Source organism: Novosphingobium sp. 11B (assembly GCF_054589055.1).
Genome location: NZ_BAAILP010000120.1, coordinates 11911 through 32568 on the forward strand (window position 1 = coordinate 11911; position 20658 = coordinate 32568).

14 protein-coding genes are annotated in these 20658 nt (G+C 65.5%); 10 read left to right on the forward strand and 4 right to left on the reverse strand.

From position 1 onward, the window contains the following. The coding region (locus tag ACYPYD_RS11245; RefSeq protein WP_459663190.1) for a LysR substrate-binding domain-containing protein at positions 1 to 813 on the reverse strand (813 nt) is incomplete at its 3' end. 162 nt (positions 814 to 975) lie between these two features. On the opposite strand from ACYPYD_RS11245, the gene ACYPYD_RS11250 reads away from it, so the two are divergent. From ACYPYD_RS11250 to ACYPYD_RS11270, 5 genes are all read left to right on the forward strand, one after another. Then, positions 976 to 1833: a transketolase gene (locus ACYPYD_RS11250; protein WP_036528477.1), complete on the forward strand. Its 858-nt coding sequence runs from the start codon at positions 976 to 978 to the stop codon at positions 1831 to 1833. A 31-nt stretch (positions 1834 to 1864) separates the two neighbouring features. Continuing rightward, positions 1865 to 2872, forward strand: a complete 1008-nt coding sequence (locus ACYPYD_RS11255; protein WP_459663192.1) for a transketolase family protein — start codon at positions 1865 to 1867, stop codon at positions 2870 to 2872. Between the two features lie 100 nt (positions 2873 to 2972). After that, on the forward strand, positions 2973 to 4289 hold the full coding sequence (locus ACYPYD_RS11260) for an MFS transporter (protein WP_285020516.1): 1317 nt from the start codon (positions 2973 to 2975) through the stop codon (positions 4287 to 4289). Positions 4290 to 4302: 13 nt separating this feature from the next. Continuing rightward, a complete protein-coding gene (locus ACYPYD_RS11265) occupies positions 4303 to 5178 on the forward strand; it encodes an NAD(P)-dependent oxidoreductase (RefSeq protein WP_008829407.1) in 876 nt (291 codons plus the stop codon). Between the two features lie 229 nt (positions 5179 to 5407). Continuing rightward, positions 5408 to 6775: a carbohydrate porin gene (locus ACYPYD_RS11270; protein WP_459663194.1), complete on the forward strand. Its 1368-nt coding sequence runs from the start codon at positions 5408 to 5410 to the stop codon at positions 6773 to 6775. A 76-nt stretch (positions 6776 to 6851) separates the two neighbouring features. Here the strand turns inward: ACYPYD_RS11270 and ACYPYD_RS11275 are convergent, their stop codons facing one another. The 3 genes from ACYPYD_RS11275 to rpoB all read right to left on the reverse strand — a co-directional run bounded on the left by ACYPYD_RS11275 (position 6852) and on the right by rpoB (position 16531). Next, positions 6852 to 7430: a hypothetical protein gene (locus ACYPYD_RS11275; protein ID WP_008829405.1), complete on the reverse strand. Its 579-nt coding sequence runs from the start codon at positions 7428 to 7430 to the stop codon at positions 6852 to 6854. Positions 7431 to 7997: 567 nt separating this feature from the next. Further along, positions 7998 to 12284, reverse strand: coding sequence for a DNA-directed RNA polymerase subunit beta' (rpoC, locus tag ACYPYD_RS11280; RefSeq protein WP_459663196.1), 4287 nt, complete (start codon positions 12282 to 12284; stop codon positions 7998 to 8000). Positions 12285 to 12364: 80 nt separating this feature from the next. Then, the gene (rpoB, locus tag ACYPYD_RS11285; RefSeq protein WP_008829403.1) at positions 12365 to 16531 is read right to left on the reverse strand and encodes a DNA-directed RNA polymerase subunit beta; all 4167 of its coding nucleotides are present in this window, start codon (positions 16529 to 16531) and stop codon (positions 12365 to 12367) included. A gap of 445 nt (positions 16532 to 16976) precedes the next feature. Between rpoB and ACYPYD_RS11290 the strand changes: the two genes are divergently transcribed. From ACYPYD_RS11290 to ACYPYD_RS11310, 5 genes are all read left to right on the forward strand, one after another. Continuing rightward, positions 16977 to 18083 (forward strand): hypothetical protein, encoded by a 1107-nt coding sequence (locus ACYPYD_RS11290; protein WP_459663198.1) that lies wholly within the window; start codon positions 16977 to 16979, stop codon positions 18081 to 18083. A gap of 184 nt (positions 18084 to 18267) precedes the next feature. Next, entirely contained in the window at positions 18268 to 18435 is a 168-nt protein-coding gene (locus ACYPYD_RS11295) for a hypothetical protein (protein ID WP_155986405.1), read from the forward strand. Positions 18436 to 18459: 24 nt separating this feature from the next. Then, positions 18460 to 19005, forward strand: coding sequence for a DUF2975 domain-containing protein (locus tag ACYPYD_RS11300; protein WP_285020509.1), 546 nt, complete (start codon positions 18460 to 18462; stop codon positions 19003 to 19005). Beyond that, a complete protein-coding gene (locus ACYPYD_RS11305; RefSeq protein WP_008829400.1) occupies positions 19005 to 19232 on the forward strand; it encodes a helix-turn-helix domain-containing protein in 228 nt (75 codons plus the stop codon). The genes ACYPYD_RS11300 and ACYPYD_RS11305 overlap by 1 nt, the downstream gene beginning before the upstream one ends. A gap of 83 nt (positions 19233 to 19315) precedes the next feature. Next, a complete protein-coding gene (locus tag ACYPYD_RS11310) occupies positions 19316 to 20482 on the forward strand; it encodes a low temperature requirement protein A (protein ID WP_459663200.1) in 1167 nt (388 codons plus the stop codon). Positions 20483 to 20658: the final 176 nt, after the last annotated feature.

Here is a 20658-nt window from a genome sequence, read left to right on the forward strand (position 1 = left end):
GCGGTCTGCGTGGATCAGCGGATAGACCAGCGAATGCAGCGTCTCGCGAATCGTGCATCCCGGTAGCGGCGTGACCAGCCGCCCTTCCGCCAGTTCGCGCTGGGCGAGGCGGGTCGATTCGAGCGCTACGCCCAGCCCGTTGGCAGCAGTGGCGATCACCATGAAACTGCGGTCGAAGCGCATCGCGTAAGCCTTCGGCGCCGGGACGCCGGCAAGTTCCGCCCAGCGCGCCCAGGTCACGCGGTTGCGGTCGCCGTTGATCAGCGGCAGCGCCATCACGTCCGCCGGGCACCTTATCGAAGCCGCCATCTGCGGTGTGCAGAGCACCGTCACCTCCTCCTCCCCCAGCGGGATCGCCTTGACCGGGCCGGGCAGCGGCGGGCCGTTGACGATATCGGCATCGACCTCGTCGGCGGCGAAGCGCGAATAGTCGGTGCTGGCGGTGATGCGGATGTCCATGCCGGGGTGGCTTTCGAGGAACGCGGGCAGGCGCGGGGTCAGCCACAGGGCCGCGAAGCTGGGCGCGGCGTGCAGGCGTAGGAACCGGGCGCGGCGGGCCGAGACTTCCTCCAGCCCGCGCCGGATCTCCACGAACCCGGCGGCGACGTGGCGGTACAGGGCCTCGCCGTCCGCGCTCAGTTTTATCTGCCGGAGGCTGCGGTCGAACAGGCGGGTGCCGAGGCTGTTCTCCAGCTTGGTGACCGCGTGGCTCACCGCGCTCGGCGTCAGGCCGAGTTCGTCGGCGGCCTGACGGAAGGAGCCCTGGCGGGCGGCGGCTTCGAAGACGCTGAGAGGCTGTAATGCAATCGGCATAGGTGAATCTCAGTCACCATATAGTGAGAAACGTCCATTTGTCATAGGTGCATGTGGAATTGATAAAGCGGCAACAGATCAGAAAAACTGACGCCGAGAGGATCGCACCAAACGCCCGCAGACCGGGCAGAAGGCAATCTCCTCGCGTCGTGAGGAGAATTGATGACCGTTTCCGCAACCAACATGCCGGTCGCCGAGCTTTCGCGCCGCGCCTACAACATCCGTCGCCATGCGCTGAAGATGGGTCAGGTCCAGGGCCAGGGCTATGTCGGACAGGCGCTCGGCGTCGCCGATGTGCTCGCCGTCTCGTACTTCCGCGCGCTGACCTACCGTCCCGGCGAGCCGGAATGGGAAGGCCGCGACCGGTTCCTGCTTTCGATCGGCCACTACGCCATCGCGCTTTACGCGGCGCTGATCGAGGCTGGCGTGATCCCGCTGGAGGAACTGGAGACGTACGGTTCGGACGACAGCCGCCTGCCGATGTCGGGCATGGCCTCGTACACGCCGGGCATGGAGATTTCGGGCGGCTCGCTGGGGCAGGGTCTCGGCATCGCGGTGGGCATGGGGCTCGGCCTCAAGCGCAAGGGCACCGGGCAGTTCGTCTACAACCTGATGTCGGACGGTGAACTGGGCGAAGGTTCGACCTGGGAAGCCGCCGCATCGGCCGCGCACTGGAAGCTCGACAATCTCATCACGATCGTCGACTTCAACAACCAGCAGGCCGACGGTCCCTCCACGCAGGTACTGGGCATGGGCGACATCGCCGCTAAGTTCGCCGCCTTCGGCTGGCACGCGCAGTTCGTGGACGGCAACGACATGGAAGCGCTCGTCGAAGCCTTCGACAAGGCCCGCGAACTCGACGATCCGCGCCCCCGCGTGATCGTCGCCGACACCCTGATGGGCCGGGGCGTGCCGTTCCTGGAGGAGCGCGAGAAAACGCACTTCATCCGCGTCGACGAGGACGAGTGGGACAAGGCCATCGAAGTGCTCGACGCCGGCTACGCCGCCGCAGCCGCCTGACCTTCCCCAGATTTACGAAAGACTGACCGCAATGTCCGTTGAAGCACCTGCTAAACCGCGCCTGAAGACGTCCGCGATGATCGCCTCGATCGCCGCCGAGGGCCAGCGCACCGTCTCCGCTCCGTTCGGCCACGCGCTCTCGAAGCTGGCCGAGACGAAGCAGAACATCGTCGGCATGTCCGCCGACCTTGCCAAGTACACCGACCTGCACATCTTCCAGCAGAATCACCCCGATCGGTTCTACCAGATGGGCATGGCCGAACAGCTCCTCATGATGTCGGGCGCAGGCATGGCGCGCGAAGGCTTCCAGCCCTGGCTGACGACTTATGCCGTCTTCGCCGCCCGCCGCGCCTACGACTTCCTGTGCCTCGCCATCGCCGAGGAAGGGCTGGACGTGAAGGTGTGCTGCGCGCTGCCCGGCCTCACCACCGGCTACGGCCCCTCGCATCAGGCGACCGAGGATCTGGCGATCTTCCGCGGTATGCCCGACCTCACCATCGTCGATCCGTGCGACGCGATCGACATCGAGCAGGCCGTGCCGCAGATCTCCGACCACAAGGGCGCGGTCTACATGCGCCTGCTGCGCGGCAAGGTGCCCGCCGTCCTCGACGAGTACGATTACAAATTCGAACTCGGCAAAGCGAAGATGCTGCGTGGCGGCGCCGACGTGCTGTTCATCTCCTCGGGCCTGATGACCATGCGCACCCTCGAAGCCGCCGACCGCCTGCGCGCCGACAAGGTCGAGGCCGCCGTGCTCCACTGCCCGACGATCAAGCCGCTCGACGAGAAGACCATCATCGAGGCCGTCGCCGCCAAGCCCGGCCGTCTCGTCGTGGTGGCTGAGAACCATTCGGTGATCGGCGGTCTGGGCGAAGCGGTCGCTGCCTGCCTGCTGGGCAGCGGCACGGTGCCTTCGGGCTTCCGCCAGATCGGCCTGCCCGACAAGTTCCTCGACGCGGGCGCACTGCCCACGCTGCACGACCGCTACGGCATCTCGACCGACCAGGTCGTTGCCCGCACGCTTTCCTGGCTGGGTTAACCCTTCCGGGTCGCAACGGGAGCGCTTCCCGGCCGTTCTCAACGGGCCCGTGAAGCGCTCCTTCGAAAACCGTATCAAAGAACATAAAAGGAGAGAGGCGTTGAGTCTCGCAACCGAGATGCCGCGCGATGTCGCCGCGCCCAAGGACGAACACCGCGAACGCCTGTACGCCAAGGTGACCTGGCGGCTGATGCCGTTCCTGTTCTTCTGCTTCTTCGCGGCCTACCTCGATCGCGTGAACGTCGGCTTCGCCAAGCTGCAGATGGCGAGCGAGCTGGGCCTCAGCGAATATGTCTACGGCCTTGGCGCGGGCATCTTCTTCATCGGCTACGCGCTGTTCGAGGTGCCCAGCAACCTCATCATGCACAAGGTCGGCGCGCGGTTGTGGATCGCGCGGATCATGATCACCTGGGGCATCATCTCAGGGCTTTTCGCCTTCGCGCAGACGCCGATGCACTTCTATATCCTGCGCTTCCTGCTGGGCCTTGCCGAAGCCGGGTTCGCGCCGGGCGTGCTGCTCTACATCACCTACTGGTTCCCCTCGGCCCGCCGGTCGCGCGCGATGTCGATCTTCTTCATCGCCATTCCGATCTCGGGCGTGCTCGGCTCGCCGCTGTCGGGCTGGATCATGGACACCTTCCACGGCTCGTCGGGCTGGGGCGGCTGGCGCTGGCTGTTCCTGCTCGAAGCGATCCCCGCGCTGATCGCCGGCATCGCCACCTTCTGGATGCTGCCCAACCGCCCGGCCGACGTCGACTGGCTGTCGGCTGACGACAAAAAGATGATCGAGGCCGATCTCGCCGAGGACAACCGCGAGAAGACCGCGCACATGTCGCTCCGCCAGTTCCTGGCCGACAAGCGCCTGTGGCTGCTCAGCCTGCTCTATTTCTGCATTGTCATGGGTCAGTACGCGATCTCGTTCTGGCTGCCGACGATGGTGAAAGCGGCGGGCGTCACCGATCCGCTGGAGAACGGCCTGATCAGCGCGATCCCCTTCCTGTTCGCGGTCGTCGTCATCCTCGTCCTTGCCCGCAGCGCCGACCTTCGCCGCGAGCGCCGCTTCCACCTGATGCTGCCGATGGCGATGGGTGCGATCGCCCTTGCGCTCTCGCCGCTGGCGATCGGCAACCTGCCACTCTCGGTGCTGATCCTCTCGTTCGCGACGGCGGGCCTGCTGACCCAGACCGCGCAGTTCTGGTCGATCCCGCCCGCCTTCCTCGGCGGCGTGTGGGCGGCGGCAGGCATCGGCGCGATCAACGCGATCGGCAATGTCGCGGGCTTCGTCTCACCCTTCGTCATCGGCTGGGTGGTGGACGCCACCAAGTCGCTGTCGGCCGGGCTCTACACCATCACCGCGGTCGAACTGATCGGCGTGGCCCTCGTGCTGCTGATCCCCGCCCGTCAGGTCAATCGCTGAGGAATTTCGTACAATGAGCAAGGTAGCATTCGTCGGCCTGGGTGCCATGGGCATGCCGATGGCCCTCAACCTCCTGAAGGCGGGCCACGCCGTCACCGGTTTCGACCTTCGCACCGAGCCGATGGAGGCTCTGGTCAAGGCAGGCGGCTCCTCCGCCACCAGCGCGGCGGGCGCGGCCGAGGAAGCCGACGTGCTGATGCTGATGGTGGTCAACGCCGCGCAGGCTCGTTCGGTCCTGTTCGACGGCGGCGCGCTGGCGGCGCTGCCCGAAGGCGCCGTGGTGCTGCTGACTGCGACCTGCCCGCCGATGGAAGTCGCCGCGATCGCATCCGAGGTCGAGGCCGCAGGCCGCCGTTTCGTCGATGCGCCGGTTTCGGGCGGTACGGCGGGGGCGAAGGCGGGCTCGCTGTCGATGATGGTCGCCTGTTCGGATGCGCTTTTCGCCGAACTCAATCCGGTGCTGTCGGGCGTCGGCGGCAAGCTGTTCCACGTCGGCCAGAACGCCGGGCAGGGCTCTGCGGTGAAGGTCGTCAACCAGCTGCTGTGCGGCGTCCACATCGCCGCCGCCGCCGAAGCCCTGGCGCTGGCGAAGCAGGTGGGCGTCGAACCCGCGATGGCGCTGGAGATCCTCGGTGGATCGGCGGCGGCGAGCTGGATGCTCAACGATCGCGGCCCGCGCATGCTGGAGGCCGAGCCCGAAGTGACGAGCGCGATCGACATTTTCGTCAAGGACCTCGGCCTCGTGCTGGAGGCCGGGCGCGGCGCCAGGGCGGCGACCCCGCTGGCGGCGCTGGCCCACCAGTTCTTCCTGAGTACCTCGGGGCGCGGCGACGGCACCGTCGACGACAGCCAGGTCATCCGCGCCTACGACCTGCTCAACGGGACCTGACGTACATGCCCATTCGTCATTGCGAGCGAAGCGAAGCAATCCAGGGCGGCGTGGTGCTGCCCTGGATCGCCGCGGACCTTTGGTCCTCGCGATGACGAGGCGAGTGAACACAAGCACTCGCTGACAACCAACCCACGCTGAGACGGGCTGCCGGACCCACCGGCACGCCGCCGGGCGCGCCTATGCGCCCGGCGAGCGGCCCGCTGCGTCCATCCGAGAGGACACCGAAATGCCCGCAGCCACGCTTCCCCCGCCGCCGCCCTCGATCGAGGTCGTGCAGGTCGCCGCACGCGATACCAAGGACCAGACCTGGTCCACCGAAACCACGCCCAAGCAGTCGGAGCCGTTCGAACGATCGGGCCCGAAGACAACCGCCGCTTCCGCCCCGGCCGAACAGCCGCACCTGCTGGGCGACTGGGCGGGCATCCGCACTTCGCTGGAGGACATCGGCATCAAGCCGACCATCAGCTACATCGGCTTCGTCGCGGGCAACCTGAATTCGGGCACCAGCAAGCAGGCGCAGTACGCCGGGCAGCTGGGCGCCGGTCTCGACTTCGACATGGGCAAGATTGCCGGGATCGAGGGCGGCACCTTCCGCGCCGCCGTCACCAACCGGCACGGCAACAACATCAACGACACCAACGACCTCGACCTGCTGCAGTACCCGCAGGGCGTGTTCGGCGCCGGGCAGATATGGCGTCTGGCGGCGCTGTGGTATCAGCAGAAGCTGGGTCCTGCGGAGATCAAGCTGGGCAAGATGTCGATGGGCGAGGACTTCGGCTCCACCACCTGCCACTTCCAGAGCCTGTACTTCTGCGGCGTCGTGCCGGGTCACACCAGCTTCAACTACTGGTACAACTTCCCCGTCACCACCTGGGGCGGCCGGGTGAAGGTGAAGGACAAGCTGGGTTACACGATGGTCGGCGTCTACCAGCGCAACGACAACAATTTCCCGCAGAACAAGGGCTTCTACATGGGCTTCAAGGGCCAGGGCGCCTTCGTCGCCGTGGAGCGCGGATTCGATGTGAAGCTGGGCGGCAACCCGAAACTGGCGGGCACATACAAGGTCGGCGCGTTCTTCGACACCTCCAAGAGCAACAATCTCGTCTATGACGACAATGGCGGCTTCGCGCAGCTGACCGGCGACCCGCTCGCGCGTGAACGTGGCCGGGCCAGCATCTATGCCGTCGCCCGCCAGCAGTTCACCGCTCCCGACGCCGACGGCGCGGGGGCTCTGGAAGCCTTCTTCAACTTCGTGAGCGCCGACCACCGGACCAACAAGCTGGTCAATGTCATCACAGCGGGCGTCACGTATTCGGGCCTGATCCCCGGCCGTCCCAAAGACCAGATTGGCCTCGCCATCGGCCGCTCACGCGTGAACCGCAACTTGCGCGACCTGCAGGACGCGCGCAACGCGGCGCTGGGCGAGGATATCGAGCCGCAGAGCAACGAATATGCGATCGAGGCGAACTATTCGATTGCCCTGATGCCCGGCCTGAGCCTGCGCCCGAACCTGCAGTGGTACATCAATCCCGGTGGCCGTCAGGGCGCGAAGAACGTGCTGGTCGCGGGCACCGGCATTTTCGCGAACTTCTGACAGATGGCAAAAGGCCCCGCCGGATCGCTCCGGCGGGGCCTTTTTCACGGTAAGGACGATGTCCTTTCCCGATGGATCAGAAGTGCGCGACGACACCGGCCATCGGGCGGATGCTGTCGAAGTCGTAAGTGTCGACTTCGAAGCGGAGACGCAGGCCGCCGTTGCCGGTCACGCCGCCCAGGCCGATGTCCTTGGGGCCGACTTCGACGCCGACGCCGTAGATCCAGTCCTTCTGGTCCGAATAGGCGCGCTTGCCGTTGACCCACTCGTGTCCGGCCGAGGCGTAGATCATGCCGCTGTCACCGGCGCGGGCGCCGACGCGGCCCTTCACGCCGTATTCCCAGTCGATGTCGCCGAAGCCCTTGGCGACGTTGCCTTCGGCACCGACGAAGACCGGGCCGAGCGGCACGTTCACACCCGCGACGCCCTGGATCAGCGCGCCGTTCATCTTGCCGCCGCGCGGGGAGCCGAATTCGCTGCGCTTGTCGTAGCTGTCGTAGCCGCCCATGATCCCGAAATAGGGCTCGATGCCGAAGGCGGGCGTGCCGTCAGGCGCGGTGGCCTCGGTGGTCGCCGAAGTATCGGCGTCCTGCGCGTAACCGGCGACGGGAAGCGTGGCGATCAGGGCAGCCGCGCAGAGTGCAATCTTCTTCATAACTCAAACTCCATCATGGCAGCCGGGGGGAAAGCGCCGCCAGTTGTACGAGGGATCGAGGGGCGCGGCATCGCTGCCGTGTCCGTACAGGGACGCAGCAAACGGCACCGCCGTGCGGGGGTAACGAGGTCTGTTCGCGTTGGGGTGACGGGATGGACCGGCAGCTATCGCGCTGCGCCGCCGCCGTGGCGGGAAAGGTCCATGTACCTGATCAACAACAGTTCGTGTGTCTTAGCTACCTTCGATCATCTCATGAGGGGAAACCCGAGGGTGCACGGGGGGTTCCGCTCAACTCGTCGATGGCGACAGATGTGTGACATTCATGCAACGAGTATTTGGGCGATCGACTGGAGCGTGATCGACTTCAATTGTATCGTCGTCATACCGGCGACGGCGGGAACCCATTTCCTGACGGCGCCCGTTGCACGATCATCAGATGGGTCCCCGCCTTCGCGGGGATGACTAGGGGCGGAGGCGAAATTCGCCCGTCCCGTCCTATCCCGAATGCAAAAAGCCCCGCCGGATCGCTCCGGCGGGGCTTTTCAATCTGCCCTTAGGCGGTGAGGCTTATTCTGCCTCGTCGCCCTTGATCAGGTAATCGCCGGCATCGGCGTCGGTGCCATGGGTTTCGCCCTCGACTGCCGCGAGCGGGCTGTCGCCCAGGTCGTCCGCCGCGTTGCGCAGCAGTTCGGCCTTGTGCTCTTCCTCGGCGGTGTTGGCGAGGATCATGGCTTCCTGCACGCGGCGGGTGGCCGCGCGGAGCGCCGCGTCACGGCTGGAAGCCGCCACGCGAACGCGGTTCATGCCCGCACCCGTACCGGCCGGGATCAGACGACCGACGATGACGTTCTCCTTGAGACCGATCAGCGAGTCCTTCTTGCCCTCGACCGCCGCCTGCGTGAGCACGCGGGTGGTTTCCTGGAACGACGCGGCCGAGATGAACGAGCGGGTCTGCAGCGAGGCCTTGGTGATGCCCAGCAGCACCGGCTTGCCTACTGCAGGGCGCTTGCCCTCGGGAAGCTTGCTGTTGATCTCGGCCATTTCCTCGTAGTCGACCTGCTCGGCCGCCAGCAGCGTGGTGTCGCCGCCGTCGGTGATCTCGACCTTCTGCAGCATCTGGCGAACGATCACCTCGATGTGCTTGTCGTTGATCTTCACGCCCTGCAGTCGGTAGACTTCCTGGATTTCCGCAACCAGATATTCCGCCAGCGCTTCCACGCCGAGGACTTCCAGGATGTCGTGCGGATCGGGCGAGCCCGAAACCAGGTTGTCGCCCTTCTTGACCCAGTCGCCTTCCTGAACGTCGACGACCTTCGACTTCGGGATCAGGTACTCCACCGGTTCACCCTCGTCCGGGATGATCGCGATCTTGCGCTTGGCCTTGTAGTCGCGGACGAACTCGATGCGGCCCGAGACCTTGGCGATGACCGCGTTGTCCTTCGGCTTGCGGGCCTCGAACAGTTCGGCGACGCGCGGCAGACCACCGGTGATGTCGCGGGTCTTGGCGGCTTCGCGGCTGGCACGGGCGATGATGTCGCCCGCTTCGACCGTCTGGCCGTCCTCGACCGAGAGCGTGGTGCCCGGCGCCATCATGTAGCGGGCCGATTCGCCGCTCGCGTCGTCGAGAAGGGTGATGCGCGGACGCAGATCTTCCTTCTTCTTGGCGCGGGCCGTCGAACGGTCCTCGGTGACGACGCGGCTGGTCATGCCGGTGGCGTCATCGACGTGCTCGGTCAGCGTGCGGGTGTCGATCAGGTCCTGATACTTGATGATACCCGACGTCTCGGTGATGATCGGCAGGGTGAACGGATCCCACTCGGCCAGGCGTTCGCCCTGCTCGACCTTGGCGCCGTTCTTGTGCAGCAGCACCGTACCGTAAGGCACGCGGTGCAGTGCGCGTTCACGGCCTTCGGTGTCGAACAGCACGATCTCGCCGTTACGGGCCAGCGACAGCATGCGCCCGCGCTTGTCCACGATCGTCGGGATGTCGCGATATTCGACATGGCCCGCGCTGATCGCTTCGAGGTGCGAGGTTTCGTTCAGCTGTGCCGCACCGCCGATGTGGAAGGTACGCATGGTCAGCTGCGTGCCCGGCTCACCGATCGACTGCGCCGCGATGACGCCGACGGCTTCACCGATGTTCACCGGCGTACCGCGAGCAAGGTCACGGCCGTAGCAGGTGCCGCAGACGCCCTGGGTCGCTTCGCAGATCAGCGGCGAGCGGATGCGCGCCGACTGCAGGCCGGTCACTTCGATCGCAGCCACGGCGGCTTCGTCGAGGAGCTGGCCCTTGGTCGCGATGACGTTGCCTTCCTTGTCGACGATGTCCTCGGCCAGGGTACGGCCCAGGATACGCTCGGCAAGCGAGGCGATCACCGAACCGCCCTGCACGATCGAACGCATTTCCAACGCGCGCTCGGTGCCGCAGTCATCGACGACGACGACGCAGTCCTGCGAAACGTCGACCAGACGGCGGGTCAGGTAACCCGAGTTCGCCGTCTTGAGCGCCGTATCCGCAAGGCCCTTACGAGCGCCGTGGGTCGAGTTGAAGTATTCAAGAACGGTCAGACCTTCCTTGAAGTTCGAGATGATCGGCGTTTCGATGATCTCACCCGACGGCTTGGCCATGAGGCCGCGCATACCGGCAAGCTGCTTCATCTGCGCCGGGCTACCACGCGCACCCGAGTGGCTCATCATGTAGATCGAGTTGATCTGTGCCATGCGGCCGGTTTCGGGGTCGATCGGCTGGGCCTTGATCTCGTCCATCATGGCGTTCGCCACCTGGTCGCCGCAGCGGCTCCAGGCGTCGATCACCTTGTTGTACTTCTCCTGCTGGGTGATGAGACCGTCCTGGTACTGCTGCTCGTAGTCGGCAACCAGTTCCTTGGTCTCGGCCACCAGCGCCACCTTCGAGTCCGGAATGATCATGTCATCCTTGCCGAAGGAGATGCCCGCCTTGAACGCGTTGCGGAAGCCGAGCGACATGATCGCGTCGGCGAACAGCACCGTGTCCTTCTGGCCGGTGTGACGGTAGACCTGATCGATGACGTCACCGATTTCCTTCTTGGTGAGAAGGCGGTTGACGACGTCGAAGGGCACCGTGTGCGACTTCGGCAGGCATTCACCCAGGAGCATGCGGCCCGGGGTGGTCTGGAAGCGCTTCATGTACTGCTGACCGTTCTCGTCGGTCTGCGGCACGCGGGCCTCGATCTTCGAGTGCAGGGTCACGGCACCGACGTGCAGCGCCTGGTGCACTTCGGCCATGTCCGCGAACTTCATGCCTTCGCCCGGCTCGCCGTCGCGGTCGAGCGACAGGTAGTACAGGCCGAGGATCATGTCCTGCGAAGGCACGATGATCGGCTTGCCGTTGGCAGGCGAGAGGATGTTGTTGGTCGACATCATCAGCACGCGCGCTTCAAGCTGGGCTTCCAGCGAGAGCGGCACGTGGACGGCCATCTGGTCACCGTCGAAGTCGGCGTTGAAGGCCGAGCAGACGAGCGGGTGAAGCTGGATCGCCTTGCCTTCGATCAGGACCGGCTCGAACGCCTGGATGCCCAGGCGGTGGAGCGTCGGGGCGCGGTTCAGCATGACCGGGTGCTCGCGAATGACTTCGTCGAGGATGTCCCAGACTTCCTTGCGCTCCTTCTCGACCCACTTCTTGGCCTGCTTCAGGGTCATCGACAGACCCTTGGCGTCCAGACGGGCGTAGATGAACGGCTTGAACAGCTCGAGCGCCATCTTCTTGGGCAGGCCGCACTGGTGCAGCTTGAGTTCCGGACCGGTCACGATGACCGAACGGCCCGAGTAGTCGACGCGCTTGCCGAGCAGGTTCTGACGGAAGCGGCCCTGCTTGCCCTTGAGCATGTCGGACAGCGACTTGAGCGGACGCTTGTTGGCGCCGGTGATGACGCGGCCACGGCGGCCGTTGTCGAACAGGGCGTCGACCGCTTCCTGCAGCATGCGCTTTTCGTTGCGCACGATGATGTCCGGCGCGCGCAGTTCGATCAGGCGCTTCAGACGGTTGTTGCGGTTGATGACGCGGCGATACAGGTCGTTGAGGTCCGAGGTCGCGAAGCGGCCACCGTCCAGCGGCACCAGCGGGCGCAGTTCGGGCGGGATGACCGGCACGACGTCGAGGATCATCCACTCGGGGCGGTTGCCCGAATCGATGAACGATTCCACGACCTTGAGGCGCTTGATGATCTTCTTGGGCTTGAGTTCCGACTTGGTCGTCTCAAGTTCCTGCAGCAGATCCGCGCGCTCCTGCTCGAGGTCGAGGTTCATCAGCATGTGCTTGACGGCCTCGGCGCCGATGCCGGCCGAGAAGGCGTCTTCGCCATACTCGTCCTGCGCGTCGAGCATCTCGTCTTCGGTGAGCAGCTGATACTTCTCGAGCGGGGTCAGGCCCGGCTCGATGACGATATAGCTTTCGAAGTACAGGACGCGCTCAAGCAGCTTGAGCTGCATGTCGAGCAGCAGGCCGATGCGCGAAGGCAGCGACTTGAGGAACCAGATGTGCGCGACCGGGGCGGCCAGCTCGATGTGGCCCATGCGCTCGCGGCGCACCTTGGTGACGGTGACTTCGACGCCGCACTTTTCGCAGACGACGCCCTTGTACTTCATGCGCTTGTACTTGCCGCACAGGCACTCGTAGTCCTTCACGGGACCGAAGATGCGGGCGCAGAACAGGCCGTCACGCTCGGGCTTGAACGTGCGGTAGTTGATGGTTTCCGGCTTCTTGATCTCGCCGAAGGACCAGGAGCGGATGCGCTCGGGGCTCGCCAGACCGATCTGGATCTGGTCGAACGTCTCGGGCTTCGCCATCTGGTTCGTGAACTTGGTCAGGTCGTTCATAGTTTTATCCCTCTAGAGGGTGAAATCTTGTCTGGGCGGGAGAGGGTAGGGGCGAGGCCGAAGCCCCGCCCTTGCATCCCTTACTCCGCCGCCAGGGCGACGCCGTCGTCGTCTTCGGCATCGTCGTGGCTGGTCAGCTCGACGTTGAGACCCAGCGAGCGCATTTCCTTGACGAGAACGTTGAAGCTCTCGGGAATGCCGGCCTCGAAGGTGTCGTCGCCCTTGACGATCGCTTCGTAGACCTTGGTGCGGCCGACAACGTCGTCCGACTTCACCGTCAGCATTTCCTGCAGGGTATATGCGGCGCCGTAGGCCTGGAGAGCCCAGACCTCCATCTCACCGAAGCGCTGGCCGCCGAACTGCGCCTTACCGCCCAGCGGCTGCTGGGTGACGAGCGAGTACGGACCGATCGAACGGGCGTGGATCTTGTCGTCGACAAGGTGGTGCAGCTTGAGCACGTACTTCATGCCCACCGTGACCTTACGATCGAAGCGGTCGCCGGTGCGGCCGTCGAACAGGTCAACCTGACCCGATTCGTCCAGACCTGCCAGCTTGAGCATGTCGGTGACGTCCTTCTCGACCGCGCCGTCGAACACCGGCGAGCCCATCGGCACGCCCTTGCGGACGGAGTCGGCGAACTCGACGATCTGGTCGTCCGTGCGCTCGGCGATGTCTGCGGCGTAGTTGTCGCCGTAGATTTCGGTCAGCAGTTCACGAACGGCCTCGGGCGGCTGCCCTGCGACCGGGTTGGGGTTGGCCACGCGCCATGCGTCCAAAGCATCGCCGATGCGCTTGCCCAGACCGCGTGCGGCCCAGCCAAGGTGCGTCTCGAAGATCTGGCCCACGTTCATGCGCGAAGGCACGCCGAGCGGGTTCATGACGAAGTCGACGGGGGTGCCGTCTTCCAGGAAGGGCATGTCTTCCAGCGGCAGGATGCGGCTGATGATACCCTTGTTGCCGTGACGGCCGGCCATCTTGTCGCCCGGCTGCAGCTTGCGCTTCACCGCGACGAAGACCTTGACCATCTTCAGGACGCCCGGAGCCAGCTCGTCGCCGCGCTCCAGCTTTTCCTTGCGGTCCTCGAACTTCTCCTGGATCGCCTTGACGGTGAGGTCGTACTGGGTCTTGACCGCTTCGAGCTGCGACTGGACGTGGTCGTCGGCAACGCCGAACTTCCACCACTCGTGACGCTCGACTTCGGCCAGCACCTCGTCGGTGATGTCCACGCCCTTCTTGAGGCCCTTGGGCGCCGAGGTGGCGACCTGGCCGAGGAGCATGTCCTTCAGACGGTTGTAGGTGGCGCGGTTGAGGATCGCACGCTCGTCCTCGCGGTCCTTGGCGAGGCGTTCGATTTCCTCGTTCTGGATCGCGCGGGTACGGTCGTCGACCTCGATGCCGTGGCGGTTGAAGACGCGAACGTCGACGATGGTGCCCGAAACGCCCGGCGGCAGACGCAGCGAGGTGTCGCGCACGTCCGAAGCCTTTTCACCGAAGATGGCGCGCAGGAGCTTTTCTTCCGGCGTCATCGGGCTTTCGCCCTTCGGGGTGATCTTGCCGACGAGGATGTCACCGGGGTGAACCTCGGCGCCCACGTAGACGATGCCCGCTTCGTCGAGGTTGCGCAGGGCTTCCTCGCCGACGTTCGGGATGTCGCGGGTGATGTCTTCAGGACCCAGCTTGGTGTCGCGGGCCATCACCTCGAACTCGTCGATGTGGATCGACGTGAACACGTCGTCCTTCACGATGCGCTCGGAGATGAGGATGGAGTCCTCGTAGTTGTAGCCGTTCCAGGGCATGAACGCGACGAGCACGTTGCGGCCCAGCGCCAGCTCGCCGAACTCGGTCGACGGGCCGTCGGCGATGATCGTGCCGGTCTCGACCAGCTCGCCCACCTTCACCAGCGGGCGCTGGTTGATGCAGGTCGACTGGTTGGAACGCTCGAACTTCTGCAGGCGGTAGATGTCGACGCCCGACTTGCCGGCTTCGATGTCGCCCGAGGCGCGGATGACGATACGGGTCGCATCGACCTGGTCGACGATGCCGGCGCGCAAGGCCGAGATCGCGGCGCCCGAGTCACGAGCGACGGTCTCTTCCATGCCGGTGCCGACGTAAGGCGCATCGGCCTTCACGAGCGGCACGGCCTGACGCTGCATGTTCGAGCCCATGAGAGCGCGGTTGGCGTCGTCGTTTTCCAGGAACGGAATGAGCGATGCGGCGACCGAGACGAGCTGCTTGGGCGAAACGTCCATCAGCGTGATCTGGTCGCGCGGGCTCATCACGAATTCGCCGTTCTGGCGAGCCGAGACGAGTTCCTCGACGAACGAGCCGTCACCGGTCAGTTCGGCCGAAGCCTGCGCGACGGTGTGCTTCTGCTCTTCCATCGCCGAGAGGTAGACGACGTCCTTGGTCACCTTGCCGTCGAGCACCTTGCGGTACGGCGTCTCGATGAAGCCGTACTTGTTGACGCGCGCGAAGGTCGACAGCGAGTTGATCAGACCGATGTTCGGGCCTTCCGGCGTTTCGATCGGGCAGATGCGGCCGTAGTGGGTCGGGTGAACGTCGCGGACTTCGAAGCCGGCGCGCTCACGGGTCAGACCGCCCGGGCCCAAGGCCGAAACACGGCGCTTGTGGGTGACTTCCGAAAGCGGGTTGGTCTGGTCCATGAACTGCGAGAGCTGCGAGGAACCGAAGAACTCGCGAACGGCAGCCACGGCGGGCTTGGCGTTGATGAGGTCGTTCGGCATGACCGTCGACACGTCCACCGACGACATGCGCTCCTTCACGGCGCGCTCCATGCGCAGCAGGCCGACGCGGTACTGGTTTTCCAGCAACTCGCCCACCGAACGCACGCGGCGGTTGCCGAGGTTGTCGATGTCGTCGATCTCGCCCTTGCCGTCCTTCAGGCCGACAAGCTCCTTCACCACGGCGAGGATATCCTCGACGCGCAGGGTGGTGACGGTGTCCTCGGCATCGAGGCCGAGGCGCATGTTCATCTTGACGCGGCCAACGGCCGAGAGGTCGTAGCGGTCGGCGTCGAAGAACAGGCCGTCGAACAGGGCTTCGGCGGTTTCCTTCGTCGGCGGCTCGCCCGGACGCATGACCTTGTAGATCGCTTCCAGACCCATATCGCGATTCTCGGCCTTGTCGGCCTTCATCGTGTTGCGGATCCAGGGACCGGTGTTGACTTCGTCGATGTCGAGCAGGTCGATCTGGTCGAAGCCCGCCGCGTCGAGCGCGTCGAGGTTTTCCGGCGTCACTTCATCACCGGCTTCGATGTAGATGCGGCCGGTCGACTCGTCGATCAGGTCCTTGGCGGAATAGCGGCCGAAGATTTCCTCGGTCGGCAGCAGCAGCTCTTCCAGACCGTCCTTCTGCGCCTTGTTCGCGGCGCGCGGGGAGATCTTGGTGCCGGCGGCAAACACGACTTCGCCCGACTTCGCATCGACGATGTCGAAGGTCGGCTTCGCGCCGCGCCATGCCTCGGGAGTGTAGGGCAGCTGCCAGCCGCCCGAGCCGCGCTTCCACGACATGGTGGCGTAGAAGTGGTTCAGCACCTGCTCGCCGTCGAGACCCAGCGCGTAGAGCAGCGAGGTGACGGGCAGCTTGCGCTTGCGGTCGATGCGGACGTTGACGATGTCCTTGGCGTCGAACTCGAAGTCGAGCCACGAACCGCGGTACGGAATCACGCGGGCGGCGAAGAGGAACTTGCCCGAAGCGTGGGTCTTGCCGCGGTCATGGTCGAACAGGACGCCCGGCGAACGGTGCATCTGCGAGACGATGACGCGCTCGGTGCCGTTGATGAAGAAGGTGCCGTTCTCCGTCATCAGGGGCATGTCGCCCATGTAGACGTCCTGCTCCTTGATATCGAGGACCGAGCGAGTCTCGGTCTCGGCGTCGACCTCGAACACGATGAGGCGCAGCGTGACCTTCATCGGCGCGGCGTAGGTGATGCCGCGCTGGCGGCACTCGGTCACGTCGTACTTGGGGTCTTCCAGCTCGTAGTGGACGAAGTCCAGCTCGCTGGTGCCCGCGAAGTCGCGGATTGGGAACACCGAACGCAGGGTCTTTTCGAGGCCCGAGACGTAGCCGACCGACGGGTCCGAGCGCAGGAACTGCTCGTAGCTCTCGCGCTGGACTTCGATCAGGTTGGGCATCTGGACGACTTCGTGGATGTCGCCGAAGATCTTGCGGATGCGCTTCTTTGCAGTGCGCACCAGCGGGGTGGTGTCGATGGGCTTGGTGGCCATGAGCTGGTCTTTGCCTCTTCGTGTGAGGGCCGAGTCGCAAGGGACACGGCCTTCGTAAAAATTCGTCGTCGCGAGTGACGTCGCCTGCCCGAAAGCAGACCATCCGGAACGCAAGAAAGGCCGCCTGGCACGCGGATTCCCGGGTTTCGGGTCTCCATGCGGCCTGCAGCCTTCCACGTCGGATGAAATCCCGATCGCCTCCTTCCCGGGCGTGTCCCCGCGCATGGACATGCCTTGCTCGAAGCGATCGAGCGAGGCCGCCATATAGGAGCCGGGGTGCGGGGTGTCAAACGGCGTGAACGGGCGAATGCCGTTAATCTGGCGTAAATCCGCCGAAAACCGTGTTCTTGCCGAAAGCATCAACTCGTCGCAGGAGGTCGGTCGGACCGTCCCGTATTCCGCACTTGCGAAAGGACTTTTGCACAGGGCGCGCATTGTTTCCGGTATGATACACTTTTCCGTCCCCCGCTCGCCCAGCGCACTGACCGCGATTGCCGCTGTCCTCGCGCTTTCCGCAATCCCGGCCGCTGCGCAGGAAGTGCAGGCTCCCGCGACGACGCCTTCGCTGTCACTGCCGCAGGATATAAGCGCTACGCCGCCTTCCGCCGCTCCGGCGACCACGCCGAACGTCACGCTGCCGCCTGAATCGACCGCGCCGCCCAACGTGCCCACCGACACTGCCACCACGGCGGGCACGGCACCGACTTCGGTGACGCCGACGCAGCAGCAGACTGTCGTTCTGCCTGACGTGCCGCCGCCCGCCACTCCCGATGAGGCTGCAGCCGAACCGTCGAGCACGGCGGCGCGGACGCGTACAACGACCCGCGTTTCTGCCGCGCCGCGCGCCGAACGCGCCGCGCCGGTGCAGCCAACTGTCCCGACCGCTCAGGATAACGGCACTGCAGGCGATGGCACGCTGGCTCAAGGTTCCGTTCCGCCCGCAGCTCCGGCTCCCGCGCGCGCCGAAGTCTCGCCGCCTGCCGCCCAGCCAGCGCCGCCGACCACCGACGGCGATGGCTTCCCGGTGGCCGAAGTCGCCGGCATTCTTGCCGCGCTTGGCGTGGCGGGCGTGGGCATCGCCGCGATGCGTCGCCGTCGCTCCAATCCGGTCTACGAGGAGGCCGAGTATGTGCCCGAGCCGCTTGAGCCGGTGGGTGCGCTCGAGCCGGTTCCCGCCCCCGCGCCAGTGGTCGAAGCGGTGCATCCTGCAGTCGTCGAGCCCATCGTTGCCGAGCCCGCTCCGGTGCAGCGTGATCGCGTGATCGCGGGCAATTCGGCCACGGCGATCCTTGCGGCCTCGCCGCTGCCGCAGACGGCAGAGGAGCGCTACGAACTGCTCGACGCCATGGCGGCCGCTGAGCCTGACGAGGGGAACCCGTTCACCTCGCGCAAGGGCCGCCTGCGCCGCGCGCGTCTTCAGTTGCAGCATCGCGAGAGCCTGGAAGCCGAGAGCAAGGCTGGAAACCGCTTCGACTTCCGCACCTACAGGCCGTCGATCAAGACTCCCGGGGCCTCCACCCCTGCAACCAATCGGGAGCTTACCGACGCCTGACCGGCCCGGCCCGCCGGTTGTCACGCCCGGCGACATGGTCGAGCCCCAACGGGGGCGGCTCCAGACCGGAGCCGCCCCTTTTTTGCGCGCCAACGGCAGCATATCGTTTTTCGATATTATCGATTGACGATATGCGGAATCGGATTTATTGAATTTCGATATCAAGCATATCGGAGAACGAACAATGATCCGCCCTGACACGCACCGGATGGCACCGCCTCTGCTCTCGCTGCTCCTTGCCACGGTCTTCCTGGCCGGCTTCTGGCTCCCCACCGTCACGGCCCCCGCCGAGGCATCGGCCCACGGGCAAGTGATCGTCATCGGAGCGCGGGTCGTTCCCGCGCTCATGTGATCCGGACGGGAAGGAAACCAGACGATGAACACGATCACCCGTGACCCGCTCCTCGCCATCGCCAAGGGCGTTCTATGGTTCCTCATGGCGGTCCTGGCGCTCGGCATGGGCGCGAGCCTGCTGGCAGCGCCGCTGTTGGCGATCTTCCACGGACCCGCAAGCACCGCGCTGGCGGAGCATCTGGAGGGCGTGCCGACCGGACCGTTCCTCTGGGCGATCGCGGGCATTCTGCTGCTGGCGGCACTGCTCTGCGCCTTGCTGCTGCGCCTGTTCCAGCTCCTCAAGCGCATCGTCGATACGGTTGGCGAAGGCGATCCCTTCGTGCCCGACAACGCCTCGCGCCTCACGCAGATGGCCTGGCTGACGCTCGCGGTGCAGCTCGTCGGCCTGCCGATGTCCGGTATCGGCGCGTGGATCAACGCGCTCACCAAGGGCCAGGGCCATACCGACCTGGAAGTGATCGGCGGCGTCGACGGCAACGGCCTGCTGCTCATGCTGATCCTGTTCATCCTCGCCCGCGTCTTCCGCAAGGGCGCCCAGATGCGTGCCGACCTCGAAGGGATGGTGTGATGGGCGACGAAACGGAAGGCACGAACATCGTGGTCAAGCTCGACGACCTGCTCCACGCACGCCGCATGACGCTGACCGAACTGGCCGAGCGGATCGGCATCACCCTCGCCAACCTCTCGATCCTCAAGACCGGCAAGGCGAAGGCGATCCGTTTCTCCACGCTGGAGGCGATCTGCCGCGAACTGGGCTGCCAGCCGGGCGATCTGCTGGGCTACGAGGCGCACTGAACCCGGGGCCACGGCGAGACTTGCCGCCCCGGTGGTCTCGCCTCTAAGGTCATCGACCAAACAGCAGGGGCCCTGCCGCACAGATGACCAAGACCCACAGCTGGCGACCGTTCGGCGCCCGCGATCCGCATGAACCGCACCGCGTCTCCACGCCGCTCGAACTGTTATTCGACCTCGTTATCGTCATCGCCGTGGCCAGTGCCGCCGAGGGATTGCACCATGCGGTGGCTGCAGGCCACGCGGCGATGGGCGTGACGACGTTCGCGATGACCTTCTTCGCGACGTGGTGGGCGTGGATGAACTTCACCTGGTTCGCCTCGGCCTACGACAGCGACGGGCCGGTCTATCGTCTCATCACTTGCGTCATCATGGCCGGAGCGCTGGCCGTGGCAGCCGGGGTTCCGCGCGTCTTCGCGGGCGGCAGCCTGACGCTGGTGATCGTCGGCTACATCGTTATGCGTGTGGCGATGGTAGCGTTCTGGCTGATCGCCGCGCGCTCAGACCCCCGCCACCGGGCGACGGCAGTGAGCTATGCGGTCGGGATCGCGGTGACGCAGCTGTACTGGACCCTCGCGCTGCTGGTGCTGCGTCCGGCCGGGTTCAGCGCAGTGGCGGGACTGTTCGTGCTGGGCGCGCTGATGGAGATGGCCGTTCCCGTCATCGCCGAAGCGCGCGGCAAGACGCCCTGGCACCACCACCACGTTGCCGAGCGGCACGGGCTGTTCGTCATCATCGTGCTGGGCGAAGTGCTGCTCTCCAGCGCCGCCGCATTCACCTATGCCGATGCGCCGGGCGGACACCCGGCCGAACTGATCGTCCTGGCCCTTTCCGCACTGGCGATCACCTTTGCGATGTGGTGGCTCTATTTCTCGCAGGAAGGCCCGCTCGATCAGGCGCGGTTTTCCAGCTCGTTCAACTGGAGCTACGCTCATGCGCTGATATACGCAGGCGGCGCGGCGACCGGCGCAGGTTTCGCCGTCGCCATAGACAATGCCGCCGGGCAAGGGCACCACGCCCCTATCCTTGCAAGCAATCTCGCCGTCGCGGTGCCGTTGGCGGTCTACATGGTGGCGCTGTGGTTCGTGCGCGATCGGTTGGTGCTGACGGGACCGTGGCGTCACGGCCTGCTCGCCTTCGCGGCGGCGGTGATCGTGGCGGGGCACATCGGGCACTGGGCGCTGCCCGCGATGGCGCTCATCACCATCCTCGCCGTCGTTGCCCGCAGCCAGGTGCAATGCCGCCAATCCTGACCGTCCGGCCTTGACTCAGCACCGGCAATCCGCCATTGGCCCGCTCCGACTGATGGGGTGATTCCCGTCTGTCATCCGTCCGAGACCGCTGCTGAGGGTTCCCCTCTTAATTCGCAGCCTAGACGGGGACAAGGAAATCACCCGGCCCCACTCCTTCGAGCGTGGTGCCAATATCG

Excerpts from the sequence above, each read along its gene's own strand:
- rpoC (WP_459663196.1), bottom strand. The coding sequence starts at position 12,284 with ATGAACGACCTGACCAAGTTCACGAACCAGATGGCGAAGCCCGAGACG.
- ACYPYD_RS11310 (WP_459663200.1), top strand. The coding sequence starts at position 19,316 with ATGACCAAGACCCACAGCTGGCGACCGTTCGGCGCCCGCGATCCGCAT.
- ACYPYD_RS11250 (WP_036528477.1), top strand. The coding sequence starts at position 976 with ATGACCGTTTCCGCAACCAACATGCCGGTCGCCGAGCTTTCGCGCCGC.
- ACYPYD_RS11300 (WP_285020509.1), top strand. The coding sequence starts at position 18,460 with ATGAACACGATCACCCGTGACCCGCTCCTCGCCATCGCCAAGGGCGTT.
- ACYPYD_RS11305 (WP_008829400.1), top strand. The coding sequence starts at position 19,005 with ATGGGCGACGAAACGGAAGGCACGAACATCGTGGTCAAGCTCGACGAC.
- ACYPYD_RS11275 (WP_008829405.1), bottom strand. The coding sequence starts at position 7,430 with ATGAAGAAGATTGCACTCTGCGCGGCTGCCCTGATCGCCACGCTTCCC.
- ACYPYD_RS11265 (WP_008829407.1), top strand. The coding sequence starts at position 4,303 with ATGAGCAAGGTAGCATTCGTCGGCCTGGGTGCCATGGGCATGCCGATG.
- ACYPYD_RS11290 (WP_459663198.1), top strand. The coding sequence starts at position 16,977 with ATGATACACTTTTCCGTCCCCCGCTCGCCCAGCGCACTGACCGCGATT.
- ACYPYD_RS11270 (WP_459663194.1), top strand. The coding sequence starts at position 5,408 with ATGCCCGCAGCCACGCTTCCCCCGCCGCCGCCCTCGATCGAGGTCGTG.
- ACYPYD_RS11255 (WP_459663192.1), top strand. The coding sequence starts at position 1,865 with ATGTCCGTTGAAGCACCTGCTAAACCGCGCCTGAAGACGTCCGCGATG.
- rpoB (WP_008829403.1), bottom strand. The coding sequence starts at position 16,531 with ATGGCCACCAAGCCCATCGACACCACCCCGCTGGTGCGCACTGCAAAG.
- ACYPYD_RS11295 (WP_155986405.1), top strand. The coding sequence starts at position 18,268 with ATGATCCGCCCTGACACGCACCGGATGGCACCGCCTCTGCTCTCGCTG.